Raw genomic sequence first — 20,638 nt, forward strand, 5'->3', positions numbered from 1 at the left:
GTTGCCTTTCGGTCAGGTCAGGGATGCGCAAAAGCGCTGGATGCGGGTGCAGGCTTCGGTCAGGGCGGTGTCCGAGGTGGCGTAGCTGACGCGGAAATTCGGCGACAGGCCAAAGGCCGCGCCGAAGACGACAGCGACGTCGGCCTCTTCCAGCAGGGCGGTGGCGAAGGCCTCGTCACTGTCAATGCGGGTGCCCTTGGGCGTGGTCTTGCCGATCAGACCGGCGATGGAGGGGTAGACATAGAATGCGCCTTCGGGTGTGGGGCAGGTGATGCCGTCGATTTCGCCGAGCATCGAGACCACCAGATCGCGGCGGCGTTTGAAGGTCTGGTTATTGGGGGCGAGAAATTCCTGGGTGCCGTTCAACGCCTCGACCGCCGCCCACTGGCTGACCGAGCAGGGGTTCGAGGTGGACTGCGACTGGACCTTGCGCATGGCGGCGATCAGTTCGTCCGGGCCGGCGGCATAGCCGATGCGCCAGCCGGTCATGGCATAGGCCTTGGAAACCCCGTTGCAGGTGAGCGTGCGGCCGTATAGCCCCGGTTCGACCTGTACCGGAGTGCAGAATTCGAACCCGTCATAGGCGAGGTGTTCGTACATGTCGTCGCTCATCACCCAGACATGCGGGTGGCGCATCAGCACATCCGTGAGTGCCTTGAGTTCGTCATGGGAATAGCCCGCGCCGGTCGGGTTCGAGGGCGAGTTGAAGATGAACCACTTGGTGCGCGGCGTGATCGCTGCCTCAAGCTGTTCGGCGGTCAGCTTGAAGCGGTTTTCCAGCGTGGTCCTGACCACCACCGGCGTGCCGCCCGCCAGCAGCACCATATCGGGATAGCTGACCCAGTAGGGCGCGGGGATGATCACCTCGTCGCCGTCGTTCAGAGTTGCCATGAGGGCGTTGTAAAGCGTCTGTTTGCCGCCGGTTCCGACCGAGACCTGCGCGGGCGTGTAATCGAGCCCGTGGTCGCGTTTCATCTTGGCGCAGACCGCCTGTTTCAGCTCGATGATCCCGTCGGGGGCGGTGTATTTGGTCTTGCCTGCGGCAATAGCGGCGACGGCGGCGTCCTTGATGTTCTGCGGTGTGTCGAAGTCCGGCTCTCCCGCGCTGAGGCCGATCACGTCGCGTCCGGCGGCCTTGAGTTCGGCCGCCTTGGCCGTCATCGCGATGGTGGGCGAGGGTTTGACGCGAGACAATGTCGCAGACAGGAAACTCATGGGCGGCCTCGGTTTGTATCTTGTGCGCGACTGTCATAGGGTGCGCCCGAATTGGGATCAAGCGATATGGAAACGGCAAAGGAGCATGCAATGAGCGATGACAACAACTGGTTCGGACCGGATGCAGCTACCTTTGGGGACCGCGTTGCAGGCGCGCGTGAAGCCGCGGGCATGACGCAAACGCAGCTGGCGCGTCGGCTGGGGGTCAAGAAGGCGACGATCATGGGGTGGGAGGACGATGTGTCAGAACCCCGTGCCAACAAGCTGTCAATGCTGGCGGGCATGTTGAATGTGTCGATCAAGTGGCTTTTGACCGGTGAAGGCGAGGGCGCGGATGTGCCGGGCGAACCGGTCGATGCCTCGTCTGATCTGGCGGAAGTTCTGGCGGATCTGCGCGCGTTGCGCGGCTCGATGCGGGAAAACGCCGAGCGCGCCGCGCGCCTGGAAAAACGCCTGCGTCAGTTGGCGGGGTCCGTTGAATGACCGAAACGCGCGAGAACCGCATCAGGCGGATGAAAATGCGCTCGATGCGGCGCGGGATCAAGGAGATGGACCTGATCCTGTCGGCCTATGCGGATCGCAACCTGCCCGGGATGGACGGTGTGGCGCTGGATCTGTACGACGCGCTGTTGCATGAGAACGATCAGGACCTGTATCAATGGGTCACGGGGCAGGTGCCCGCGCCCGAGAAATATGGCGCATTGATCGGCGATATCGCGCAAACCTTTCAAAAATAGCGAAATTTTACCTTAACCGATTCTTCGGCTTTGCCGGTGCATCCTGTTTGCGCAGTTTGGCGAGTCGGAGAACGGGATGAGTATCGAAAGAAAGTTTACGGTATCGGAACACAAAAGCTTCATGGGCATCTATCTGGAGGCGCTGGCGCTGGTCGAGCGGCTTCACCGGTTGCTTCTGGACGTGATCAAGGACGAATTCGAGCGGGTCGGGATTCTGGAGATCAACGCGGTACAGGCGCTGCTTCTGTTCAATATCGGCGATCACGAGGTGACGGCGGGCGAATTGAAAAGCCGCGGCTACTATCAGGGCAGCAATGTCAGCTATAACCTGAAGAAGCTGGTCGAAATGGGATACATGCACCACCAGCGGTGCGAGATCGACCGGCGCTCGGTCCGGGTCAGGCTGACACAGAAGGGGCGCAACATCCGTGATATCGTGTCGGAGCTTTTTGCAAGGCATGCCGAGGGGTTGCAATCCAAAGGCGTTCTGGGGGCGGATGGTGTGGAAAACATCACCTCGTCCCTGCGCCGGGTCGAGCGGTACTGGACGGATCAGATCCGGTACATTTATTGATCATCGGGCCGGAGCGACGACAGGGTCAGACCTTGGAGTTCGCGCATGAGCTTGCGGGCCATGGTGGCCTCGAAATCCTCGAACCCCAGGGCGGATTCGACAAAGGCATCCGGGCCCAGAATGACCCAGGCCTCGTAATAGGCGATCAGTTCACCGACCTGCAACAGCCGCTTGTCGTCGATACCGGGGTCGTCGGCGCCGATGACCAGACCATTGATGGTCAGATTAGCATCGGCAAGGCCGTCTTTCACCTCGCGCGGGTGGGGGCCGATATTGTGTTTGCCATCGCCGGACAGATCCAGCGTTCGTTTCCAGCATGTTTCCTGCTGTGCCAGCAGGTCGGCGCCGAACAGCATGGCCGCGCCGACCGCCGTGCCGCTGGGGGCGGGTGCGCGGCGGGTTGCGGCAAGGGTTGCAGTGATGCGCGCCAGATCATCGGCGCTGATGATATCGGTCCAGCTCAGCAGCAGGCGTTGATGGCCGGCTTCGCTCCATTCATAGATGGCCAGGCGCACCGGGGCCGACGGGTGTGACAGCAGGGCTTGCGTCACGCGGGGATGCTGCAACGCCCGGGCCAGCCCGTCGAGTTGCAGCCGGTATTCGCGGCTGTCGACCGAACCGGACACGTCGAGGCCGAGCGCCAGCGCCTGCCGGCATTGCGCGGTGGCCTGCGAGGTCAGCAACATGAAAAGGCAGGCGGCGGCGCGCAGGATCACTCGGCAACCCCTAAGTTTGCCTGGCTGACGATCAGGCCGGACACTTCGCGCTCGAGCTTGCGCCGCATGGCCCTTTCGAAATCGTCGAACCCGTTGGCGATTTCCAGAAAGGCGGAAGGCCCCTTGAGCACGTTTTCACGATAGAAGGGGATCAGTTCGGTTGCCGCCTCGTAAGCGCCGCTCATGATGACGAGGCCGTTGACCACGACATTCTGGAACGGGAAATGCCGATAGGCTTCGGTCGGGCCGTAGCCGTCATTGTTGATCCCGTCGCCTGACACGTCGATGGTCTGGCGCTGGCATTTCGGCGCCCGCTGCAACAGGACCGCGCCGAAGCTGAGGGCATGACCCATCGCGGTCGGGAAGATGCCCCCGGTCCTTTCCGACGCGGCAAGTATGGACGAGGCGGCATAAAGGTCTTCGGCGCCTCGGATGATCCGCCAGTCCAGCAATACGCGCTGGTTGAACCGCCCGTTCCATTCAAAGACGGCAAGCGCTACCGGCAGCGGGGCAGAGAGAAACGCATGTTCGACCTCGGGCGCGAGCAGGGCGGCGGCCAGCCCGTTGCGTTGCAGGGCATATTCGGCCTCGTCAACCGAGGAGGACACGTCAATCGCCAGCACCAGCGCAAGGCGACAATCCTGCGCCCTGAGAGGGCTTGCCAGCAAGGCAACCCCCAGTATCGCCAGCCAGCGGATCACCAGTGTCCCGTGTTTTCCATGCTGGCCCACGGCTCGGCCGGGTCAAGAGCCGTACCGTTCTGCAGCAGTTCGACCGAGATATTGTCCGGCGAGCGGACAAAGGCCATGCGCCCGTCGCGGGGCGGGCGGTTGATGGTCACGCCGTTATCCTGCAGGTGCTGGCAGGCGGCATAGATGTCATCGACGCCATAGGCCAGATGCCCGAAATGGCGGCTGTCGCTGGGCAGGGCGTCGTCGCCATCCCAGTTGTAGGTCAGCTCGATCGGGGCGTCTTCCTGGCCCGGCGGCGCCATGAAGACCAGCGTGAAACGCCCGTTCTCGTTTTCATATCTCCGGGTCTCCTTCAGGCCGAGCAATTCGTAGAAGGCCATGGATTTTTCCAGATCCTTCACGCGCACCATGGTGTGTAGATAGGTCAGCGCCATCGCGGTCATCCTTTGTCAGAAAGTCATCGCGTCCAAGCTTAGCGCGTCACGCCCGTTAGTCGAGGGTTCGGGCGCGGGAAACTCAAAAAGATCGCGCGGTAAATTTCCCGGGCGATTGTACCTTATGTCGCCTTTCCGGGGGGTGGGGTATCGATATATAGTGGTGGACGACTCATTTCACGAAAGGACGTGTCGATGCCGCTTTCCCCAGATCAACTGTCCGAGATCGAGGCGCAGCGCGCGCAGACGCAGCCGACCCGCCGGGTGGTCGCGCCGGGAATGGAAGAGCGGTTGTATTCCGCGCATCCGGTTCTTGATCACGGTTTTGTCCGGGTTATCGACTATATGGGCGATGATGCCGCGATCTGTCAGGCCGCACGGGTGTCGTACGGCAAGGGCACCAAGTCGGTGCAGAATGACGAAGGGCTGATCCGGTACCTGATGCGGCACTGGCACTCGACGCCGTTCGAGATGTGCGAGATCAAGTTGCATGTCAAACTGCCCGTCTTTGTTGCGCGGCAGTGGATCCGCCACCGCACCGCCAACGTGAACGAGTATTCAGCGCGCTATTCGATTCTGGACCGCGAGTTCTATATCCCCGCGCCCGAGCATGTTGCGGCGCAGTCCGAGGTTAACAACCAGGGCCGGGGCGACACGTTGCAGGGCGAAGAGGCGGCGCGTGTGCTGGAGATTCTCAAGGCCGACAGCGCCCGCTGCTATGACAATTACGAGGCGATGATCGGGCAGGACGGCCAGCAGGGGCTGGCGCGCGAACTGGCGCGGATGAACCTGCCTGCCAACGTCTATACCCAGTGGTACTGGAAGGTGGACCTGCACAACCTGTTCCATTTCCTGCGTTTGCGGGCGGATGCTCATGCGCAGTATGAAATCCGGGTCTATGCCGAAACCATGTGCCAGATCGTGGCCGACTGGGTGCCGTTCGCTTATAGGGCGTTCGAGGATTACCGTCTGGGCGCGGTCAACCTGTCGGCGCAGATGGTCGACAGCCTGCGCCGGATGCTGAAGGGCGAGGACGTCACGCAGGAAAACTCGGGCCTGTCGGCCCGCGAATGGCGCGAGTTCGAGGCCGTCATCCGGGGCGACCAGGTCAACCCGACCTGACCAGAGGCAGGGCGTTGCCTGTCCGGAGGATCGAGGTGTTTTTGGGGAATGGTCAACGGCCGTCAATTCAGCCGTTGTCCTTTTCTGTTCGCGCCGCGCGATGCGCGGAAGGTCGTTACAACGCTTTCAAATCAGAAGCCATCTGACGGCCGTCGCGTCCGTCCTGAAGCTCGTACGAAACTTTCTGATTGTCAGCGAGCCCTGTCAGGCCCGATCGTTCTACGGCCGAGATATGAACAAACACATCTTTGCCCCCTTCATCGGGCGCAATAAATCCATAGCCTTTGGTTGTATTAAACCACTTCACGGTGCCAGTTGGCATTTCCCGTGTCTCCTTCTCCTTGGTCGTTGCCCCGGAATTTGGGGCGAGTTCGGTCCACCCACCGTCAACTTACCGGAATGCAAAGACAAACCGGCAAAAAAGGCGGGTTTCACCTTTCTCACAATTGCATCTCATTGTAAAAAATCAAGAACAACACTCCGGTCAAAACCGGATTGTCTATTTTTTCAGCAAACCCGGTTTTTGGGGGAAAAATGCGGCTATATGGCCTCAAAACCTGTGACACGTGCCGTAAGGCATTGAAATCAATTCCGGAAATGGAATTTATTGACGTGCGCTCCGGCGGCGTGCCAGCGGAAGTCATGGCGCGGGCGTTGGCGGAGTTCGGCGATGTTTTGCTCAACACCCGGTCGACGACCTGGCGCGGGCTGGACGAAAACGAACGCGCGAAACCGCCTGCAGAATTGCTGGCGGCGCATCCGACGCTGATGAAACGGCCGCTGATCGAGAGTGACGGCGCGTTATATCTGGGCTGGACGGATAAAACCCGCGCCGCCCTTGGCGTTTCCTGAGCGGCTGATTATCTGCGGGTCCAGGCAACCGGAGGAAAGATATGCGAAACGCCGCCATGGTGCTGGGTGTCGTCGCCGGACTGATCGGCATGATTGTCGGGTTTTTCGGCTATGGCTATGTCACGCTGATCGAGCAGTTCGGCGAGATCGAGGGCGTGGCCGAGCAGGTGCAGAACGTCACCCTGATCCAGACCGTTTCGATCCTGTCGCCGATGCTGGCCACCGCGGGCGGGGCCATGGCGCGGGCGCGGGCGTTATGGGGTGGGGTGTTGTTGTTGCTGTCGGCGGGCGGGATGTATCACGCCTTTGGCTTCAACGCCTTCACGATGTTTCCCATCGCTTTTGCCGGTCTGGCCGGGGTGCTTGGGCTCGCCGCTGGAAAGCCGGACGAACCCAAGGCGCATTTCTAGACGTCAGGAGAGGCGCAGCACACGGTCAAGCGAGAGCGGACCGGCGCCCTTGATCACAAGAACCAGCAACAGGAAAGTCCACATCACGCGCTGGTCGATCAGCGTCACCGTGTTGTCGAACAGGCTGCCGAGCTTGACGCCGTGGCCGGTGACGTCGACGATGGTCTGCACCCAGATAAAGCCGATCATGCCGATGGCCGACAGGCGGGTCAGCAGGCCGAGTACGACCAGTGCAGGCAGGACGAATTCGGCAACCGTACCGGCAAAGATGACGAGACGCTGAAAGATGTTCATCTGGGTGACGTCATAAAGAACCGCCTCGGCGGCTTTGGGGAAGATCTGGCCGAAGGCGCCCGCCGAGGGCGAAAAGATCGATCCGTCGATCTTGAGCATGGCCGAATTCCAGTAATAGAACAGCAGGACTGCGGCGAAAACGATCCGCGCCAGTGTCGGTGTCAGCATGTCCGACGCGCGGTCGAGCTTGCCAGAGACACTGTTGTGAAGGGTAATCAGTGCAGCAGTCATCATGTCAGCCTTTCGGTAGTCAAAGAAGCGATGGCGTTGCCCTGCAGGAGCAGGGTCAATGTGGCGCCCAGATCAAAGTCATCTGCCTTTGACAGGGCGTATTCATGGGCCTGGCCGATGGAGTGTCCGGCCATAAGCATCTCGATCCAGTCCGCGCCACCTGGCGGCAGCAAGTGAGGGGCCGGGTCGAACTCGGTGCGGGTGATCAGGATGTCCTGCGCGCCGGGTTGCGGTTTCGGGGCGCCGTCTTGGGTGTTGAAGCGCCAGATATCGTGCACCGGCCAGGGAGAGCGGAGCAGGACCATCGACGGGGCGAAGGTCAGCCGTGCGGACAGCAGTTTCTCGGTGTCGATGGCAAGCGCCTCGGGCGGGATGGGTGTGCTGTCGGCGGCGTGGTAGGAGCGGCGCAACGCCAGTTCCAGCCGCGCCACATCGGGGAGGTAGCCCAGATGCGACAGTTGCTCCATCCCTGCAAGGAAATCCGGGAAGGCCTTGCCATAATGCATCATCAGCGGCGAGCTGGGGGGATGTCTGCGCAGGAAGATACCCGCCAGCCCATCCATGTTCTGTGCGCCCAGAAGCTTGGCGATGACGGGAAAGGCCTGGTGCATCGCCTCGGTCAGAGACACGGCCACGTTGTTGCGATAAACGCTGAACCGGCGGCCCGCAGGCTGGTTGTGCGCATCGCTGAGGCCCTCGGGAACCGGTTGGGCGGCATCAAGGATCGCGTCGTGGAAAGTGGTTTGCGAGACACTCATGCCGGTATCCGTTCGAGCGCGGCTTGTGCGCGTTCGGCCTCGGCCCGCAGAACCGGCCAGTCGGGTACGTCGGTGTCCCATTCGATCAGGACGGGTTTGGGCCCGGACCGATCCAGCACATAGTCCAGCAGCGCCCAGACCGGGTCGACCACCTCGCGCCCGTGGCTGTCGATCAGCAGGGGTCTGCCGTGGTCGTCGTGATCCTCGTCATGGCCGCCGAGGTGGATTTCGCCCACCTGTTCAAGCGGGTAGGCTTCAATGTAACCCTGCGGCGAGAAGTCGAGATTGGTGGCCGAGACAAAGACGTTGTTGACGTCCAGCAACAGGCCACAACCGGTGCGCCGGCTGATCTCGCGCAGGAAATCCGGTTCGGTCCAGGTGCTTTCATCAAAGGCCAGATAACTGGAAGGGTTTTCCAGCAGCATCTTGCGCCCGACCGTCTCTTGCAGCTGATCGATATGTTCGCAGACCCGCGCCAGCGTCGCATCTGTATAGGGCAAGGGCAGTAGATCGTTTAGGAAATGGCTGTCATGGGTGGACCAGGCCAGATGCTCGGAAAAGCTGGCAGGGTTGAGCCAGCCGACGAGGTGTTTCAGGCGGGCCAGGTGATCTGGGTCCAGGGGGCCTTCACCGCCGATGGAAAGGCCGACACCATGGACCGAAATCGGGAATTGTTCGGACAGGTGACGCAGTTGCGCCAAAGGGCGGCCACCGTCGCCCATGTAGTTCTCGGCATGAATTTCCAGCCACGCCACGGGGGCGGCCGCATCAAGGATCTGGGCAAAATGCTGGGGCTTGTACCCGACGCCCGGCGCCGCCGGCAGGCGGTTCGATCTGAGCGCATCATCCAACATCAGCCCGTCTCCTGTCTGATTGGAAAAGGGCGAGCATTGTCCATACCCGCCCTTTGGTGTTCGGCGTAGATTTATGCCGGCAGGTCGCGGTCCAGCGCTTCGAGCGAGCCTTTGCGGGCGCTGCCGTCGGCCTGTGCGGGCAGGTCGATGCCTTCGCAGGTGCCGGCGTCGACCAGAGTCCAGGCGTTGCCCTGATAGTCAACGGTCGAAGTTCCGGCGCAGGTGGTGCCGGGGCCCGCGGCGCAGTCGTTCTGACCCGCCAGAGAAACGCCATAGCACTTTTCCTTGGCTTGCGCGCTTGCGGTGGTGGCTGCACCGGAGATTGCGGCGGCAACGGCGCTTGCGATGACCAGGGTTTTTGCGGTGTTCGACATCTCGATTTTCCTCTTGATGACTTGGTTGGTTTGTTCGTGACACTGACAAAGGTAGGGGCTGGGTGCGCACAGTTAAATTCACGACCCCGTGTCTCACAGCCCCGTCAGCGAGTGTAACGCCGGCTTTAAGTCTAGTACATTGTTTTTTAAGGGTAATATGAATTATTTTGCCCTTCCGGCCCGAAAAAAAAGACCGGAAGGGCGGGGAATGTTACAGAAGATCGGGGGGCGTTGCGGCCCGCGACAGGTCTTTTGTTACATCTTCAAGTGACTGAACACTTGTCTGTTTTTCGCCAAGGCGGCGGACCGAGACCGTGCGCTCTTCGACTTCGCGGTGTCCGACGGCCAGAATGACCGGGACCTTGCCGACCGAATGTTCGCGAACCTTGTAGTTGATCTTTTCGTTGCGGATGTCGGCCTCGGCGCGCACGCCAGCCTTTTGCAGCCCGGCCACGACCTCGTTCACGTAATCATCGGCCTCGGAGGTGATCGAGGCGACGACGACCTGGCGCGGGGCCAGCCAGAAGGGCAGCTTGCCGGCGTGTTCCTCGATCAGGATGCCGATGAAACGCTCGAACGAGCCCAGCGTCGCGCGGTGCAGCATGACGGGGCGATGCTTGGCGCCATCGGCGCCGATATAGGTTGCATCCAGCCGTTCGGGCAACACGAAATCCACCTGGAATGTGCCGCATTGCCAGTCGCGCCCGATGGCATCCGTCAGCACGAATTCCAGCTTGGGGCCATAAAACGCGCCTTCGCCGGGGTTCAGTTCGGGTTCGATTCCGGCAGCGCGGGTGGCGGACAGAAGCGCCGCCTCGGCCTTGTCCCAGACCTCGTCCGATCCGGCGCGGGTTTCGGGGCGGTCGGAGAATTTCACCGAGAAATCTTCGAACCCCAGATCCTTGTAGATCACGCTGAGGAAGCGAATGAACTCGGCGGTTTCCGCCTCGATCTGCTCTTCGGTCGAGAAGATATGGGCGTCATCCTGCGTGAATCCGCGCACCCGCATGATGCCGTGCAGCGCGCCTGAAGGTTCGTAGCGGTTGCACGAGCCGAACTCGGCCATGCGCAGCGGCAGGTCGCGATAGGATTTCAGGCCCTGCTTGAAGATCTCGACATGGCAGGGGCAGTTCATCGGCTTGAGGGCATTCACGGCCTTTTCGCGGGCGTGTTCCTCGTCGACTTCGACGATGAACATGTTTTCCTGATACTTGTCCCAGTGGCCCGAGCGTTCCCACAGCTTGCGGTCGACGACCTGCGGCGTGTTCACCTCGACATAGCCGCCGCGGCGCTGCTGGCGGCGCATGTAGTCCTGCAACTGGGTGTAGATGGTCCAGCCGTTGGGGTGCCAGAAGATCTGGCCCGGCGCCTCTTCCTGCATGTGAAACAGGTCCATCTCGCGGCCCAGTTTGCGATGGTCGCGCTTTGCGGCCTCTTCCAGCATGTGCAGATGCGCCTTGAGCTTTTCCTTGCCGGTGAAGGCCACGCCATAGATGCGCTGCAGCATGGCGCGGCTGGAGTCGCCCCGCCAATAGGCGCCCGCAATGGACATCAGCTTGAAGGCGTCGCCCGGCAACTGACCGGTATGCTGCAGGTGCGGACCACGGCAGAGATCCTGCCAATGGCCGTGCCAGTACATGCGCAGCGGCTCGGTGCCGGGAATGGCCTCGATCAGCTCGACCTTGTAGGGTTCGTTATTGGCCTTGTAGAACTCGATCGCACGCTCACGGTCCCAGATCTCGGTGGTGACCGGGTCGCGCTTGTTGATGATTTCCTTCATCTTTTTTTCGATCAGGCCGAGGTCTTCGGGAGTGAAGGGCTCAGCCCGGTCGAAATCGTAATACCAGCCGTTCTCGATCACGGGGCCAATGGTGACCTTGGTTGCGGGCCAGATTTCCTGCACCGCACGCGCCATGACATGGGCGAGGTCGTGGCGGATCAGCTCGTTGGCCTGCGCCTCGTCCTTGAGGGTGTGGATGGCGATGTCGGCGTCGGTCTCGATGGGCCATTGCAGGTCCCAGTGCCGGCCGTTCACCGTGGCCGAGATGGCCTTTTTCGCGAGCGAAGTCGAAATGTCGGAGGCGACCTGCGCGGGCGTGACGCCTGCGTCATAGGATCTTGCATTGCCATCGGGAAAGGTTAGGGAGACTGACTGTGAGTCCAGGGCCATATCGGCTCTCCTCGTCGGTTTGGCGCCCACTGAACGCCCGGTTGCGGGTTATTTGCGTTCGGGTCGTTTGGCAGGTGCCGGTGCCTGTGTCAAGGGCGGGAGCGAGGGGCGCTGCCCCTCGCGCTCCCCGGGGTATTTTGGACCAGAAAGAAGGCAGGGGCGATTGCGCTTGCGGGACCTGCGTGCATGATGCGGGCGATGAAGGAGACTGTTTGATGACGGCAACGAATTTTCTGGAGACGGAGCAGGGACGGCGGCTGGCCTATCACAAGACTGAGGGCGCGGGGCCGGTGATCGTTTTCCTGGGGGGCCTCAAGTCGGATATGGAGGGCACCAAGGCAGTGCATCTGGAGGCCTGGGCGAAGGCGCGCGGGCAGGCCTATCTGCGGTTCGACTATTCCGGTCACGGGGAAAGCTCGGGTCACTTCGAGGAAGGCTGTATCGGCGATTGGCACGAGGATACGGTGGCGGCGGTTTCGGCGCTGACCGATGGGCCGCTGATCGTGGTCGGCTCGTCCATGGGAGGGTGGCAGGCATTGTTGCTGGCGCGGGCATGCCCCGGTCGGATTGCCGGGATGGTCACCATCGCGGCGGCGCCGGATTTCACCGAGGATGGCTGGTGGGCGTCGTTTACCAACGATCAGAAAGCGGCCCTGGCTGCGTCGGGTCGGGTGGAGTTGCCGTCGGATTACATGGAGCCTTACGTGGTCACCCGGCGAATGATCGAGGATGGGCGCAACCGGCTGGTGCTGCGCACGCGGCTGGATCTGCCTTTTCCGGTACGGTGCCTGCAGGGTACGGCGGACACGGCGGTGTCGACGGATACGGCAGTCCGCCTGCTGGACCATGCGACCTGCGGGGACATGCGCCTGCTGCTGGTCAAGGATGCCGATCACCGGTTTTCGGACGGCCCATGCCTGGGTCTGATCGAGGCGGCGGTGCTGGATGTGATGGGAGCGGAGTGATGCGGGCGTTCGGGAAGTTTCTGGGACGCCTTTTGCTGGTTCTGTTGGCCGCTGCGGGGGTGCTGTGGTGGTTCGGGCCGTATGAAGAGGTCGATCTGTCCCCCCGGTTTGATCCGCGCAAGTTCGGCGAGGGGGTGCAGGTCTATTTCGAGAGTGTCGAGGCACAGTTTGACGACATCACTCCGGGCGTTGAAAAGCGGGTGATCTGGCAACCGGGCGCGGAAGAGCAGCGTACGCCCTATTCGGTTCTGTACATTCACGGGTTTTCGGCCACTTCCGAGGAAATCCGCCCGGTGCCCGATCGGGTGGCAGAGTCGTTGGGGGCGAACCTGGTTTATACGCGTCTGCAAGGGCATGGGCGCGGCGGCGACGCCATGGCCGAAGGCACCGCATCGGGGTGGTTGCGCGACACCGCCGAGGCGCTGGCCGCGGCGCGGGCGGTGGGGGAGAAGGTGGTGGTGATCTCAACCTCGACCGGGGGCGCGCTGGTGGCGGCTGCGGCGGTGGATGCGGAGATGAGCGAGGGCATTGCCGCGCTGGTTTTCGTATCGCCGAATTTCGGGGTGAATGACCGCGCGGCCTGGGTGCCGACCCTGCCGGGCGCGCGCCTGTGGCTGCCGCTGGTGATGGGAGGGGAGCGGGGCGCGCCGGACCCTGATCCCGACATCAACACCTTTTGGGCCACGCATTATTCCTGGGAGGCGGTGGTGCCGATGTCGGCGCTGGTCAGGGCGGTCGTGGCGCTGGATTTCTCGGGGGTAACGATCCCGGCCTTGTTCTTGTATTCGCCCGACGATCAGGTGGTGCGGCCCGACATGACGCATCAGATCGCAGGGCGCTGGGGCGGGGCGGTGACCGAGCATCTGGTGACGATGGGGGACGGGGATGACCCGTCATCGCATGTGATTGCCGGTGATCTGGTTTCACCCGGCCAGACCGAGGCGGCGGTCAGCGGCATTCTGGACTGGCTGACGCAGCAGGGGATCGAGTGATGGAGCGGCGGGTCGGCCTGACCACGATCGAGGTGGAGGATCCGGAAACCGCCGACAAATTTAATGAGCAATTGGGCTGGCATCGGTCCGACGTTCCGGATGGTGTCATAGTCTTAGATCTGATCGGACAGAGGCTGGGGTTCTATCCTTTGTCCACGCTGGCTGATGGGATCGGCGTTGATAAAGCCGAACTGGGACAGGGGGCGATGACGCTCAGCAAAGCCTTTGGGACGGGCGCGGACATTCTGAAATTCGCCTCGGATGTGTTCTGGGCCGGACATCATGACTTTTTGCACATCCCCGACGGCACGATATGGGAGGTTGCGTTCAACCCGTTCTTGGCGCTTGGGCCGAAGCGTGAGTTCCGATGGAAAGAGTTTTGATGAGCGATATCATATGGATGAAGAAGGTCTGTGACTATGTGACCGCGCGCGTGCCACGGGACGAGCGCGGCCTGAATGATCACGCCATGACGGCTTGGCAGTTCGGTTGCATGTTGATTTGTGCTCTTGGGCAAGCGGATGAGCAACCTTGGGGCGCATCCTTGCGGGAAACGCCGAGACCCCCTGCTGTCTTGCCGCCGGTGGAGGATATTGCGGTTGCAGTGTTGGCTGCGGCAGATCAGCGAAAAGAGGTCACTTGGCTTCGTTGGGATGGCACACCTTTGCCGCCCAAACCAATGAGAGCGGGGAGAATCGTCTGGACAAGAGTTGGAGAGACCTGCCCATGGCCGCCAGCGCCGCCGACTGTGCAGGCGGCGCATGGGTTGGGTCCGGCGCGTTTGTCGGCGGAGGCGCAGGAAATTTTGGACTTGCTGGGGTTGATCCGTGATGGCCGCTGGACAGATGCAGCGCGACCAGTGTTGTGGAGAAGGCAACCGCGTGCGTGGGATATGGATGTGCCTGCTGATCCGGAGTTCCAGGCAGGTGTCGAGCGGTGTCTGGAAACAATGCCAGTGGACGTGCGCGATGCGATACATCGGATTGCGTCCCCGCCGCAGGAAGCGGAGATTGCGGCGGAACTGAACCGTTTTCTTGCTGTTCAGGCCAAGCAGGACGCAAGGGCTCGGGAATATGGTCACACCCCGCCGCCACCGGACAAAGATGCGTTGCGACAGGAGATCATTAGGGGATGGGCGATGCGGAAGGTGCATGAGGCGGAACACTTGTTCCATGCCCGATGGCGGCTGAACACGGGATGGCATCCCGAGGAAAATGTACTGTTGCCGCTTTTTCATGACCCTTTGGTCCACCAGATGCTGGCCAGGGTACGGGAAAGGATCGGCTGATGCGCAAACCCGGCAGCATGTGGAGTCTTGAAACGCTGGGCCGGGTGCGTTTGTCGCGGCATTTTTTCATGCGGGATTTTCTGTATTCGGAAATCGGGAATTTTCACGAGCGGCAGAACATTCCCGACAATCCTGATCTGGCGATCGAGACGGGGCGGGCGTTTTGTGAGGCGCTGATGGACCCGCTGGAGGAAACCTTTGGCCGGGTGGCGGTGCGGTCGGGCTATCGCTCGGCGGCGCTCAACCGGTTCGGCAACGAGAATCGGCTGAACTGCGCGCGCAACGATCATCCGCTGGAATGCCATATCTGGGACCGGGGCGAAGGAGATGACCGCATCGCCGGAGCTTCGGTGGTGATCCCGTGGTTTGCCGACCGTTTTGCGCAGGGACGGGACTGGCGCGATCTGGCATGGTGGATGCATGACCATCTGGATTATTCCGAGATCTGGTTCTTTCCCAAGCTCTGTGCCTTCAATCTGGTGTGGCGGCCCAAACCGCTCAGGCGCATCGACAGCTATATCGCGCCGCGCGGGCGGTTGCTGGCGCCAGGGGCGGAACCGGAGGAGCCACGTGAATCGCGCCGCGCGCGATACGCGGATTTCCCCGAGTTTCGCGGCGTTCGCTATCCGTAACGTTCCGCTTGCCTGATCGCGGCCAAGGTCTCATTCTGGGACCGAATGCGCCAGGTGAAGCGCTGTTTGCAAGGACGGTTCAGATGGTCGAGCCTTTGGTTCTCCTGCCCGGAATGATGTGCGATGCGCGCCTTTTCGAGGAACAGTTGCGGTGTTTCTCGCGCGAGCGGGCGGTGACGGTCGGGGCGATCACGCAAGGGGAAAGGGTTGAGGAGATCGCCTCGGGGTTGCTGGACCAGTTGCCGCGCCGGTTCGCCCTGGCGGGTCTCAGCATGGGTGGGATTGTCGCGATGGAAATCATTCGGCGCGCGCCGGACAGGGTGTCGCGGTTGTGCCTGATGGATACCGATGCCCTGTCGGATACACCGCAGATCGCGGCATCGCGCGAGCCGCTGATGGTTCGGGCCAAGGCCGGGCGGCTGGAAGACGTGATGCACGAGACCTTCCGGGCCGAGTTTCTGGCGCCGGGGCCGCGCAGGATGGATGTGCTGAACCGGTTCTACAGGATGGCGATGGATCTGGGGTCAGAGGTATTCGTGCGCCAGATGCGGGCCTTGCAGCGGCGACCGGACCAGCAGGGCACGTTGTGCAAGATCAAGGTGCCGACGCTGGTTCTGTGCGGAGCGCATGACGGGCTGACGCCGGTCAGGCGCCATACGTTCATGTCGGAACTGATTCCGCATGCGGAACTGGCGATCATCGAAGAGGCGGGCCACTTGCCAACAATGGAGGCGCCGGACAAGGTGACGGGCGCCCTGAAACGCTGGCTGGGCAGGCCGCATCAGGGGTAGAGGGCAGCGCGTTCTTCTTTGCTCAGCACCGTGGGCCGGGCCGAGGGATGTCCGGTGGCGATGTCGAAGAACGGGGTCTTGCGCCATCGGCCTGACAGCCGGGCCGAGAGCGCTCTGCGCAAGACCGCCATAAGGGCGGGGCGCAGGTTTTCGTGCCGCCGAACGCCGTCGTTACCCAGAACATAGCCTTTGGAGATGACAGGCCCCAGACGCTCGGGCTCGCTCAGGCGCTTGACGCATATCCCGGCAAACGGGATTTTGGGCGACTTCATCGTGTTGCCAATGGGGCTGTTGCAGCAGCGCGCGTACCAGCGATACAACCCTTTCGGTCCCAGCTGCATAAGCGCGAGGTGTTCCTTGCCGCTGTCGATCACGACGGTATCCGGGCTGAGCTGGAAAATGTCGACCGGCCCGGGGGCCGGGTCGGGTTGCCCGAAATAAAGTTCCGCCGCGCGACAATCCGGGCAGAAGCAGGCGACGCGGGTGCCGGATGCCACACCCGCAGCGGTGATATGGCCGGTCAGCTCCCCGCAAGTACAGGCGAAAGACAGCGGCGTGCCGCCATGGACCGGCACGGATCAGGCCGCGGAGTTCTTGTTCGCCGCTTTTTTGGCGCTGGCCGGGCGGCGGACGTTTTTCGTCATGAAGTCAATCACCAGCGGGCGAATGTTGTCACGCCAGCTGCGGCCGGCGAAGATGCCGTAATGGCCCGCGCCGGGTTCGACATGGCTGGCCTTTTTGCTGGCGGGTACACCAGTGCTGAGGTCGAGCGCGGCGATGCATTGGCCCGGGGCCGAAATGTCATCATCGGCCCCTTCGACAGACATGATGGCCACGTCGGTGATCTTGCCGAGATCCACCTTGTGCCCATCGACGATGAATTCGTTGCGCGCAATCTCGCGGTTCTTGAACACCCGTTCGACCGTCGACAGGTAGAATTCGGCAGTCATGTCCATCACGGCGAGATATTCGTCATAGAACCGGTTGTGCGCGTCGTGATCCGACGCCTCGTCACGCATCACGCGGTGGATCTGGTCCGAAAAGGCCTTGGAGTGACGCTCGGCGTTCATCGACATGAATGACGCGAGTTGCAGCAGGCCTGGATAAACCATGCGCCCGACGCCCTTGTACTTGAAGCCGACGCGCTGAATCATTGACTGTTCCAGCTGGCCCATGGTCACGCGTCGACCGAAGTCGGTGACTTCGGTCGGGGTTGCGTCTGGGTCCACCGGGCCGCCGATCAGGGTTAGCGTGCTGGGCTGCGCTTTTGGGTCAAGCTCGGCCAGATAGGCAGTGGCGGCCAGCGTCAGCGGCGCGGGCTGACAGACCGCGATGACATGGGTGTCGGCTCCAAGTGCGCGCATGAAATCAACGAGGTAGAGCGTGTAATCTTCGACATCGAACTTGCCCGCGGAAACTGGAATGTCACGCGCATTGTGCCAATCGGTGATGTAGACTTCGCAATTGACCAGAAGGCTTTTCACCGTCGAGCGCAACAGCGTGGCATAGTGGCCTGACATGGGCGCGACCAGCAACACCTTGTGCGGCTGTTCCTCGCGCCCGTTGACCTTGAAGTGGATCAGGTCGCCAAAGGGACGTTCGACGACCGTGTCGATTTCGACAAGGTGATCCTTGCCGTCTTCACAGGTGAAGGTGCGAATGCCCCAATCGGGCTTGGCAACCATGCGCTGAAAGGTGCGTTCCGTGACTTCGCCCCAGGCCGCCATCCAGTTGAAGGCGGGGTTGGGGAACATGCTGAACAGTGGGTAGGAGGCCATGGAATTGGCGGTGGCGCCAAGCCATTGGTTCGTGTTGCGGGCCGTTTCCATCAGGTCGTAGGTCATCATGTAGCGCATGAAACGGGCCTCCAGAGTCCCATTTTGAGAGTTCGGACCAATCGTCGCTTTGCCCCCAGCAACCTACGACGTTATTCTGCATAGCAGCGAGGTTAGGGGGATTTCCTTAAAATGACAACTACAGACGACAAGACGCCGGAACTGAGTGGCGAACATATTGAACAGCTTAAAGAAAACATGGCCAAGGTCGAAGAGCTGTCCAAGCGCCTTGTCGAGATCATGGCCGGGAAAAAACCGCATACCCCGGCGCTGGACGCCCCGAATCAAGAGCTTTTTGCAAAGGCAGCAACGGCTTATTGGGCCGAGGCTTGGCAGAATCCCGCCAAGTTGCTGGAACAACAGATCGAATATTGGGGTAAATCGGTGATGAATTTCGCCGCAGCGCAGCAGGCGATGGCAAAGGGCGCTGGGGTGTCAGAGGACGAGGGCCCGAAAGATCGGCGCTTTTCCAACCCTTTGTGGGACACGAACCCCTATTTCCGGCTGATCCGCCAGCAATACCAGACAAACGCCGAAGCGATTGCGCAGGCGGTCGCGTCGGTGGAGGATATCGACGACAAGGATCGCCGGCGTCTGAATTACTTCTCGAAGCAGATCATCGACATGATGGCGCCAACGAATTTCCTGGCAACCAACCCGGATGCGCTGGAAAAGGCCGTCGAGACCGAAGGGAAATCCCTGATCAAGGGGCTTGAAAACCTGGTCTCGGATCTTGAGGCCAACAATGGCGAGCTTGTTGTGCGGCTGGCGGATGAGAACGCGTTCGAGATCGGCGGCAATATTGCCACGACGCCGGGCGATGTCGTTTATCGCAACCGGATGATGGAACTGATCCAGTACAAGCCGGTCACCGAGACAGTGCACGAAACCCCCATCGTTCTGTTCCCACCCTGGATCAACAAGTTCTATATTCTTGACCTCAAGGCGCAGAACAGCCTGATCAAGTGGATCACCGAGCAGGGCTATACCCTGTTCGTGGTCAGCTGGGTCAACCCCGATTCCTCTTACGCCGACGTCGGGATGGAGGACTATATCCAGGACGGGTTCCTGACCGCCATCGAAGAGGTCAAGAAAATCTGCAATGTCAAGCAGGTCAATGCCGTGGGCTATTGCATCGCCGGCACGACGCTGAGCCTGACGCTGTCGCTGCTCAAGCAGCGCGGCGACAAGTCGGTGAAGTCGGCCACCTTCTTTACCGCGCTGACCGATTTCTCGGATCAGGGCGAGTTCACGCCGTTTCTGCAGGACGATTTCATCGACGGGATCGAGGATCAGGTGGCCAAGGACGGCGTTCTGCGGTCGTGGATCATGGCGCGCACCTTTTCCTATCTGCGCTCGAACGACCTGATCTATTCTCCGGCGATCCGCAGCTACATGATGGGGGAAACACCGCCCGCCTTCGACCTGCTGTACTGGAACGGCGACGGGGCCAACCTGCCGGGCAAGATGGCGATGCAATACCTGCGCGGGCTGTGCCAGCGCAACGAGTTCGTCACCGACGGGTTCGAACTGATGGGGCACAAGCTGCATGTGCGGGATGTGGATGTTCCGCTGATGGCGATCACGTGCGAGACCGACCACATTGCGGCGTGGAAGGATTGCTATCGCGGGGTGCAGCAGATGGGGTCACGGTCAAAGACCTTCGTGGTTTCGGAGTCGGGCCATATCGCGGGCATCGTCAACCCGCCCAGCAAGAAGAAATACGGCCATTACACCAATCCCGACATGAAAGCTGATGCCGACACCTGGATGAAAGAAGCGGATTTCAATGAAGGCTCCTGGTGGCCAATGTGGGAAGCCTGGCTGAAGACGCGGTCGGGCAAGCAGGTTCCCGCGCGCGATACTGGCGATTCGGATCACCCGCGCCTGACCTCCGCCCCGGGAACCTACGTCGCGGTCAAGGCAAGCGACTGATTTCATTTTGAAACTAAATTTTTTCTGCATCGCAGCGAGAAAAAACTTGAAATGCTGCGATGCAGAAAGCATATTCCTCTCAAGCTGATGAACACCGGGGTGGGCCCGGACAGCAAAAGAGGATTAGGACAATGGCAAAGACCCAAGACTTTACCGCGATCATGAAAGACATGATGGGCGCATTCCCGGTTGACACCAAAGCCATGGAAGACGCGTTCAAATCGACCGCAAGCCTGAACGAAAAGCTGTCGGGCGTTGCCCTGGAAGCTGCCGGGAAGTCGGCTGAAATCTCGAACAAGTGGACCAAGGAAACCCTGGCCAAGCTGACCGAGATGTCGAAAGCCAAGGCAGAGCCGGCCGATTACGCAAAAGCCGCAACCGATTTCGCAAGCGCCTCGGCCGAAGTTGCCGCCGAGAACATGGCCGCTTTCGCTGAAATCGCCAAGAAAGTTCAGACCGAAACCGTCGAGCTGCTGATGGCCGCTGGCAAGGACATCACCGAAGATGCAACCGCCGCTGTCAAGAAGGCCACCAACGAGGTGACCGCTGCTGCCAAGAAAGCTTCGGCAGCCAAGTAAGCACGACCGCGAAATTGCACCCTCTCCTCCCAAATCGGTGCAATCGCTGAGGGCAGATCGCAAGATCTGCCCTTTCTTTTTGGGCATGTTGGCAAAGAGTGTTTGTCAGTTTCCAGTCCGAAACGGAGATGACAACATTGAACTGGGGCTGGTCCGGAACCACCGGACAAGAAGGCAATAGGATACTGT

Annotated in this window: 26 protein-coding genes; 14 read left to right on the top strand and 12 right to left on the bottom strand. The window is 61.1% G+C overall.

What is annotated here, in order from left to right; genetic code table 11:
* Nucleotides 1-12: 12 nt before the first annotated feature.
* Complete coding sequence (locus AC2FLX_RS00700; protein WP_496748340.1) at nucleotides 13-1,215, bottom strand: pyridoxal phosphate-dependent aminotransferase; 1,203 nt, start codon at nucleotides 1,213-1,215, stop codon at nucleotides 13-15.
* 90 nt (nucleotides 1,216-1,305) lie between these two features.
* Here AC2FLX_RS00700 and AC2FLX_RS00705 point away from each other — a divergent pair, with 90 nt between their 5' ends.
* From AC2FLX_RS00705 to AC2FLX_RS00715, 3 genes are all read left to right on the top strand, one after another.
* On the top strand, nucleotides 1,306-1,698 hold the full coding sequence (locus AC2FLX_RS00705; RefSeq protein WP_480749614.1) for a helix-turn-helix domain-containing protein: 393 nt from the start codon (nucleotides 1,306-1,308) through the stop codon (nucleotides 1,696-1,698).
* The gene (locus tag AC2FLX_RS00710) at nucleotides 1,695-1,952 is read left to right on the top strand and encodes a succinate dehydrogenase assembly factor 2 (protein WP_480749615.1); all 258 of its coding nucleotides are present in this window, start codon (nucleotides 1,695-1,697) and stop codon (nucleotides 1,950-1,952) included. The genes AC2FLX_RS00705 and AC2FLX_RS00710 overlap by 4 nt, the downstream gene beginning before the upstream one ends.
* Before the next feature lie 76 nt (nucleotides 1,953-2,028).
* Nucleotides 2,029-2,526, top strand: a complete 498-nt coding sequence (locus AC2FLX_RS00715) for a MarR family winged helix-turn-helix transcriptional regulator (protein ID WP_480749616.1) — start codon at nucleotides 2,029-2,031, stop codon at nucleotides 2,524-2,526.
* On the opposite strand, the gene AC2FLX_RS00720 is transcribed toward AC2FLX_RS00715, so the two are convergent.
* From AC2FLX_RS00720 to AC2FLX_RS00730, 3 genes are read right to left on the bottom strand one after another with little or no spacing between them, the layout of a single operon-like run.
* Nucleotides 2,520-3,242 carry a DUF1194 domain-containing protein gene (locus tag AC2FLX_RS00720; protein ID WP_496809549.1) on the bottom strand — a complete coding sequence of 241 codons (723 nt, stop codon included), beginning with the start codon at nucleotides 3,240-3,242 and terminating at the stop codon, nucleotides 2,520-2,522. The two genes, AC2FLX_RS00715 and AC2FLX_RS00720, sit on opposite strands and share 7 nt — an antisense overlap.
* Nucleotides 3,239-3,943: a DUF1194 domain-containing protein gene (locus AC2FLX_RS00725; protein WP_496809548.1), complete on the bottom strand. Its 705-nt coding sequence runs from the start codon at nucleotides 3,941-3,943 to the stop codon at nucleotides 3,239-3,241. The genes AC2FLX_RS00720 and AC2FLX_RS00725 overlap by 4 nt, the downstream gene beginning before the upstream one ends.
* On the bottom strand, nucleotides 3,940-4,368 hold the full coding sequence (locus AC2FLX_RS00730; protein ID WP_496748343.1) for a VOC family protein: 429 nt from the start codon (nucleotides 4,366-4,368) through the stop codon (nucleotides 3,940-3,942). Before AC2FLX_RS00730 ends, AC2FLX_RS00725 begins: the two co-directional genes overlap by 4 nt.
* A gap of 195 nt (nucleotides 4,369-4,563) precedes the next feature.
* On the opposite strand from AC2FLX_RS00730, the gene thyX reads away from it, so the two are divergent.
* Nucleotides 4,564-5,490 (top strand): FAD-dependent thymidylate synthase, encoded by a 927-nt coding sequence (thyX, locus tag AC2FLX_RS00735; RefSeq protein WP_480749620.1) that lies wholly within the window; start codon nucleotides 4,564-4,566, stop codon nucleotides 5,488-5,490.
* Nucleotides 5,491-5,605: 115 nt separating this feature from the next.
* Here thyX and AC2FLX_RS00740 read toward each other — a convergent pair whose 3' ends face one another.
* Nucleotides 5,606-5,812 (bottom strand): cold-shock protein, encoded by a 207-nt coding sequence (locus tag AC2FLX_RS00740; RefSeq protein WP_480749621.1) that lies wholly within the window; start codon nucleotides 5,810-5,812, stop codon nucleotides 5,606-5,608.
* 212 nt (nucleotides 5,813-6,024) lie between these two features.
* Here AC2FLX_RS00740 and AC2FLX_RS00745 point away from each other — a divergent pair, with 212 nt between their 5' ends.
* On the top strand, nucleotides 6,025-6,342 hold the full coding sequence (locus AC2FLX_RS00745; RefSeq protein ID WP_480749622.1) for an ArsC/Spx/MgsR family protein: 318 nt from the start codon (nucleotides 6,025-6,027) through the stop codon (nucleotides 6,340-6,342).
* 41 nt (nucleotides 6,343-6,383) lie between these two features.
* On the top strand, nucleotides 6,384-6,752 hold the full coding sequence (locus AC2FLX_RS00750) for a hypothetical protein (RefSeq protein WP_496809547.1): 369 nt from the start codon (nucleotides 6,384-6,386) through the stop codon (nucleotides 6,750-6,752).
* Nucleotides 6,753-6,755: 3 nt separating this feature from the next.
* Here the strand turns inward: AC2FLX_RS00750 and AC2FLX_RS00755 are convergent, their stop codons facing one another.
* The 5 genes from AC2FLX_RS00755 to thrS all read right to left on the bottom strand — a co-directional run bounded on the left by AC2FLX_RS00755 (nucleotide 6,756) and on the right by thrS (nucleotide 11,433).
* Nucleotides 6,756-7,280, bottom strand: coding sequence for a DoxX family protein (locus AC2FLX_RS00755; RefSeq protein ID WP_496875364.1), 525 nt, complete (start codon nucleotides 7,278-7,280; stop codon nucleotides 6,756-6,758).
* Nucleotides 7,277-8,035: an HvfC/BufC family peptide modification chaperone gene (locus AC2FLX_RS00760; protein WP_480749625.1), complete on the bottom strand. Its 759-nt coding sequence runs from the start codon at nucleotides 8,033-8,035 to the stop codon at nucleotides 7,277-7,279. Before AC2FLX_RS00760 ends, AC2FLX_RS00755 begins: the two co-directional genes overlap by 4 nt.
* Nucleotides 8,032-8,889 (bottom strand): MNIO family bufferin maturase, encoded by an 858-nt coding sequence (bufB, locus tag AC2FLX_RS00765; protein ID WP_480749626.1) that lies wholly within the window; start codon nucleotides 8,887-8,889, stop codon nucleotides 8,032-8,034. Before bufB ends, AC2FLX_RS00760 begins: the two co-directional genes overlap by 4 nt.
* 71 nt (nucleotides 8,890-8,960) lie before the next feature.
* The gene (locus AC2FLX_RS00770; protein WP_480599634.1) at nucleotides 8,961-9,263 is read right to left on the bottom strand and encodes a BufA1 family periplasmic bufferin-type metallophore; all 303 of its coding nucleotides are present in this window, start codon (nucleotides 9,261-9,263) and stop codon (nucleotides 8,961-8,963) included.
* Between the two features lie 211 nt (nucleotides 9,264-9,474).
* On the bottom strand, nucleotides 9,475-11,433 hold the full coding sequence (gene thrS / locus AC2FLX_RS00775; protein WP_496809546.1) for a threonine--tRNA ligase: 1,959 nt from the start codon (nucleotides 11,431-11,433) through the stop codon (nucleotides 9,475-9,477).
* A 215-nt stretch (nucleotides 11,434-11,648) separates the two neighbouring features.
* On the opposite strand from thrS, the gene AC2FLX_RS00780 reads away from it, so the two are divergent.
* The 6 genes from AC2FLX_RS00780 to AC2FLX_RS00805 all read left to right on the top strand — a co-directional run bounded on the left by AC2FLX_RS00780 (nucleotide 11,649) and on the right by AC2FLX_RS00805 (nucleotide 16,101).
* A complete protein-coding gene (locus AC2FLX_RS00780) occupies nucleotides 11,649-12,398 on the top strand; it encodes an alpha/beta hydrolase (protein WP_496809545.1) in 750 nt (249 codons plus the stop codon).
* Nucleotides 12,398-13,390: an alpha/beta hydrolase gene (locus AC2FLX_RS00785; protein WP_496809544.1), complete on the top strand. Its 993-nt coding sequence runs from the start codon at nucleotides 12,398-12,400 to the stop codon at nucleotides 13,388-13,390. Before AC2FLX_RS00780 ends, AC2FLX_RS00785 begins: the two co-directional genes overlap by 1 nt.
* Nucleotides 13,390-13,773 (top strand): VOC family protein, encoded by a 384-nt coding sequence (locus AC2FLX_RS00790; protein WP_496809543.1) that lies wholly within the window; start codon nucleotides 13,390-13,392, stop codon nucleotides 13,771-13,773. The genes AC2FLX_RS00785 and AC2FLX_RS00790 overlap by 1 nt, the downstream gene beginning before the upstream one ends.
* On the top strand, nucleotides 13,773-14,678 hold the full coding sequence (locus tag AC2FLX_RS00795) for a hypothetical protein (RefSeq protein WP_480749631.1): 906 nt from the start codon (nucleotides 13,773-13,775) through the stop codon (nucleotides 14,676-14,678). Before AC2FLX_RS00790 ends, AC2FLX_RS00795 begins: the two co-directional genes overlap by 1 nt.
* A gap of 17 nt (nucleotides 14,679-14,695) precedes the next feature.
* On the top strand, nucleotides 14,696-15,310 hold the full coding sequence (locus AC2FLX_RS00800; protein WP_496809583.1) for a hypothetical protein: 615 nt from the start codon (nucleotides 14,696-14,698) through the stop codon (nucleotides 15,308-15,310).
* Nucleotides 15,311-15,393: 83 nt separating this feature from the next.
* Nucleotides 15,394-16,101: an alpha/beta fold hydrolase gene (locus tag AC2FLX_RS00805; protein WP_480749632.1), complete on the top strand. Its 708-nt coding sequence runs from the start codon at nucleotides 15,394-15,396 to the stop codon at nucleotides 16,099-16,101.
* Here AC2FLX_RS00805 and AC2FLX_RS00810 read toward each other — a convergent pair.
* Complete coding sequence (locus AC2FLX_RS00810) at nucleotides 16,092-16,676, bottom strand: DUF6151 family protein (protein ID WP_496809542.1); 585 nt, start codon at nucleotides 16,674-16,676, stop codon at nucleotides 16,092-16,094. The two genes, AC2FLX_RS00805 and AC2FLX_RS00810, sit on opposite strands and share 10 nt — an antisense overlap.
* A gap of 3 nt (nucleotides 16,677-16,679) precedes the next feature.
* Nucleotides 16,680-17,957 carry a polyhydroxyalkanoate depolymerase gene (gene phaZ, locus AC2FLX_RS00815; RefSeq protein ID WP_480749634.1) on the bottom strand — a complete coding sequence of 426 codons (1,278 nt, stop codon included), beginning with the start codon at nucleotides 17,955-17,957 and terminating at the stop codon, nucleotides 16,680-16,682.
* Between the two features lie 111 nt (nucleotides 17,958-18,068).
* Between phaZ and AC2FLX_RS00820 the strand changes: the two genes are divergently transcribed.
* Together AC2FLX_RS00820 and AC2FLX_RS00825 are read left to right on the top strand one after the other, a co-directional pair.
* Nucleotides 18,069-19,871: a PHA/PHB synthase family protein gene (locus AC2FLX_RS00820; RefSeq protein ID WP_480749635.1), complete on the top strand. Its 1,803-nt coding sequence runs from the start codon at nucleotides 18,069-18,071 to the stop codon at nucleotides 19,869-19,871.
* A gap of 131 nt (nucleotides 19,872-20,002) precedes the next feature.
* Entirely contained in the window at nucleotides 20,003-20,449 is a 447-nt protein-coding gene (locus AC2FLX_RS00825; protein WP_480749636.1) for a phasin family protein, read from the top strand.
* Nucleotides 20,450-20,638: the final 189 nt, after the last annotated feature.

The sequence above is a fragment of the Ruegeria sp. YKSF57 genome, assembly GCF_059612585.1.

Excerpts from the sequence above, each read along its gene's own strand:
- AC2FLX_RS00700 (WP_496748340.1), bottom strand. The coding sequence starts at position 1,215 with ATGAGTTTCCTGTCTGCGACATTGTCTCGCGTCAAACCCTCGCCCACC.
- AC2FLX_RS00705 (WP_480749614.1), top strand. The coding sequence starts at position 1,306 with ATGAGCGATGACAACAACTGGTTCGGACCGGATGCAGCTACCTTTGGG.
- AC2FLX_RS00710 (WP_480749615.1), top strand. The coding sequence starts at position 1,695 with ATGACCGAAACGCGCGAGAACCGCATCAGGCGGATGAAAATGCGCTCG.
- AC2FLX_RS00715 (WP_480749616.1), top strand. The coding sequence starts at position 2,029 with ATGAGTATCGAAAGAAAGTTTACGGTATCGGAACACAAAAGCTTCATG.
- AC2FLX_RS00730 (WP_496748343.1), bottom strand. The coding sequence starts at position 4,368 with ATGGCGCTGACCTATCTACACACCATGGTGCGCGTGAAGGATCTGGAA.
- thyX (WP_480749620.1), top strand. The coding sequence starts at position 4,564 with ATGCCGCTTTCCCCAGATCAACTGTCCGAGATCGAGGCGCAGCGCGCG.
- AC2FLX_RS00740 (WP_480749621.1), bottom strand. The coding sequence starts at position 5,812 with ATGCCAACTGGCACCGTGAAGTGGTTTAATACAACCAAAGGCTATGGA.
- AC2FLX_RS00745 (WP_480749622.1), top strand. The coding sequence starts at position 6,025 with ATGCGGCTATATGGCCTCAAAACCTGTGACACGTGCCGTAAGGCATTG.
- AC2FLX_RS00750 (WP_496809547.1), top strand. The coding sequence starts at position 6,384 with ATGCGAAACGCCGCCATGGTGCTGGGTGTCGTCGCCGGACTGATCGGC.
- AC2FLX_RS00755 (WP_496875364.1), bottom strand. The coding sequence starts at position 7,280 with ATGATGACTGCTGCACTGATTACCCTTCACAACAGTGTCTCTGGCAAG.
- AC2FLX_RS00760 (WP_480749625.1), bottom strand. The coding sequence starts at position 8,035 with ATGAGTGTCTCGCAAACCACTTTCCACGACGCGATCCTTGATGCCGCC.
- bufB (WP_480749626.1), bottom strand. The coding sequence starts at position 8,889 with ATGTTGGATGATGCGCTCAGATCGAACCGCCTGCCGGCGGCGCCGGGC.
- AC2FLX_RS00770 (WP_480599634.1), bottom strand. The coding sequence starts at position 9,263 with ATGTCGAACACCGCAAAAACCCTGGTCATCGCAAGCGCCGTTGCCGCC.
- thrS (WP_496809546.1), bottom strand. The coding sequence starts at position 11,433 with ATGGCCCTGGACTCACAGTCAGTCTCCCTAACCTTTCCCGATGGCAAT.
- AC2FLX_RS00780 (WP_496809545.1), top strand. The coding sequence starts at position 11,649 with ATGACGGCAACGAATTTTCTGGAGACGGAGCAGGGACGGCGGCTGGCC.
- AC2FLX_RS00785 (WP_496809544.1), top strand. The coding sequence starts at position 12,398 with ATGCGGGCGTTCGGGAAGTTTCTGGGACGCCTTTTGCTGGTTCTGTTG.
- AC2FLX_RS00790 (WP_496809543.1), top strand. The coding sequence starts at position 13,390 with ATGGAGCGGCGGGTCGGCCTGACCACGATCGAGGTGGAGGATCCGGAA.
- AC2FLX_RS00795 (WP_480749631.1), top strand. The coding sequence starts at position 13,773 with ATGAGCGATATCATATGGATGAAGAAGGTCTGTGACTATGTGACCGCG.
- AC2FLX_RS00800 (WP_496809583.1), top strand. The coding sequence starts at position 14,696 with ATGTGGAGTCTTGAAACGCTGGGCCGGGTGCGTTTGTCGCGGCATTTT.
- AC2FLX_RS00805 (WP_480749632.1), top strand. The coding sequence starts at position 15,394 with ATGGTCGAGCCTTTGGTTCTCCTGCCCGGAATGATGTGCGATGCGCGC.
- phaZ (WP_480749634.1), bottom strand. The coding sequence starts at position 17,957 with ATGCGCTACATGATGACCTACGACCTGATGGAAACGGCCCGCAACACG.
- AC2FLX_RS00820 (WP_480749635.1), top strand. The coding sequence starts at position 18,069 with ATGACAACTACAGACGACAAGACGCCGGAACTGAGTGGCGAACATATT.
- AC2FLX_RS00825 (WP_480749636.1), top strand. The coding sequence starts at position 20,003 with ATGGCAAAGACCCAAGACTTTACCGCGATCATGAAAGACATGATGGGC.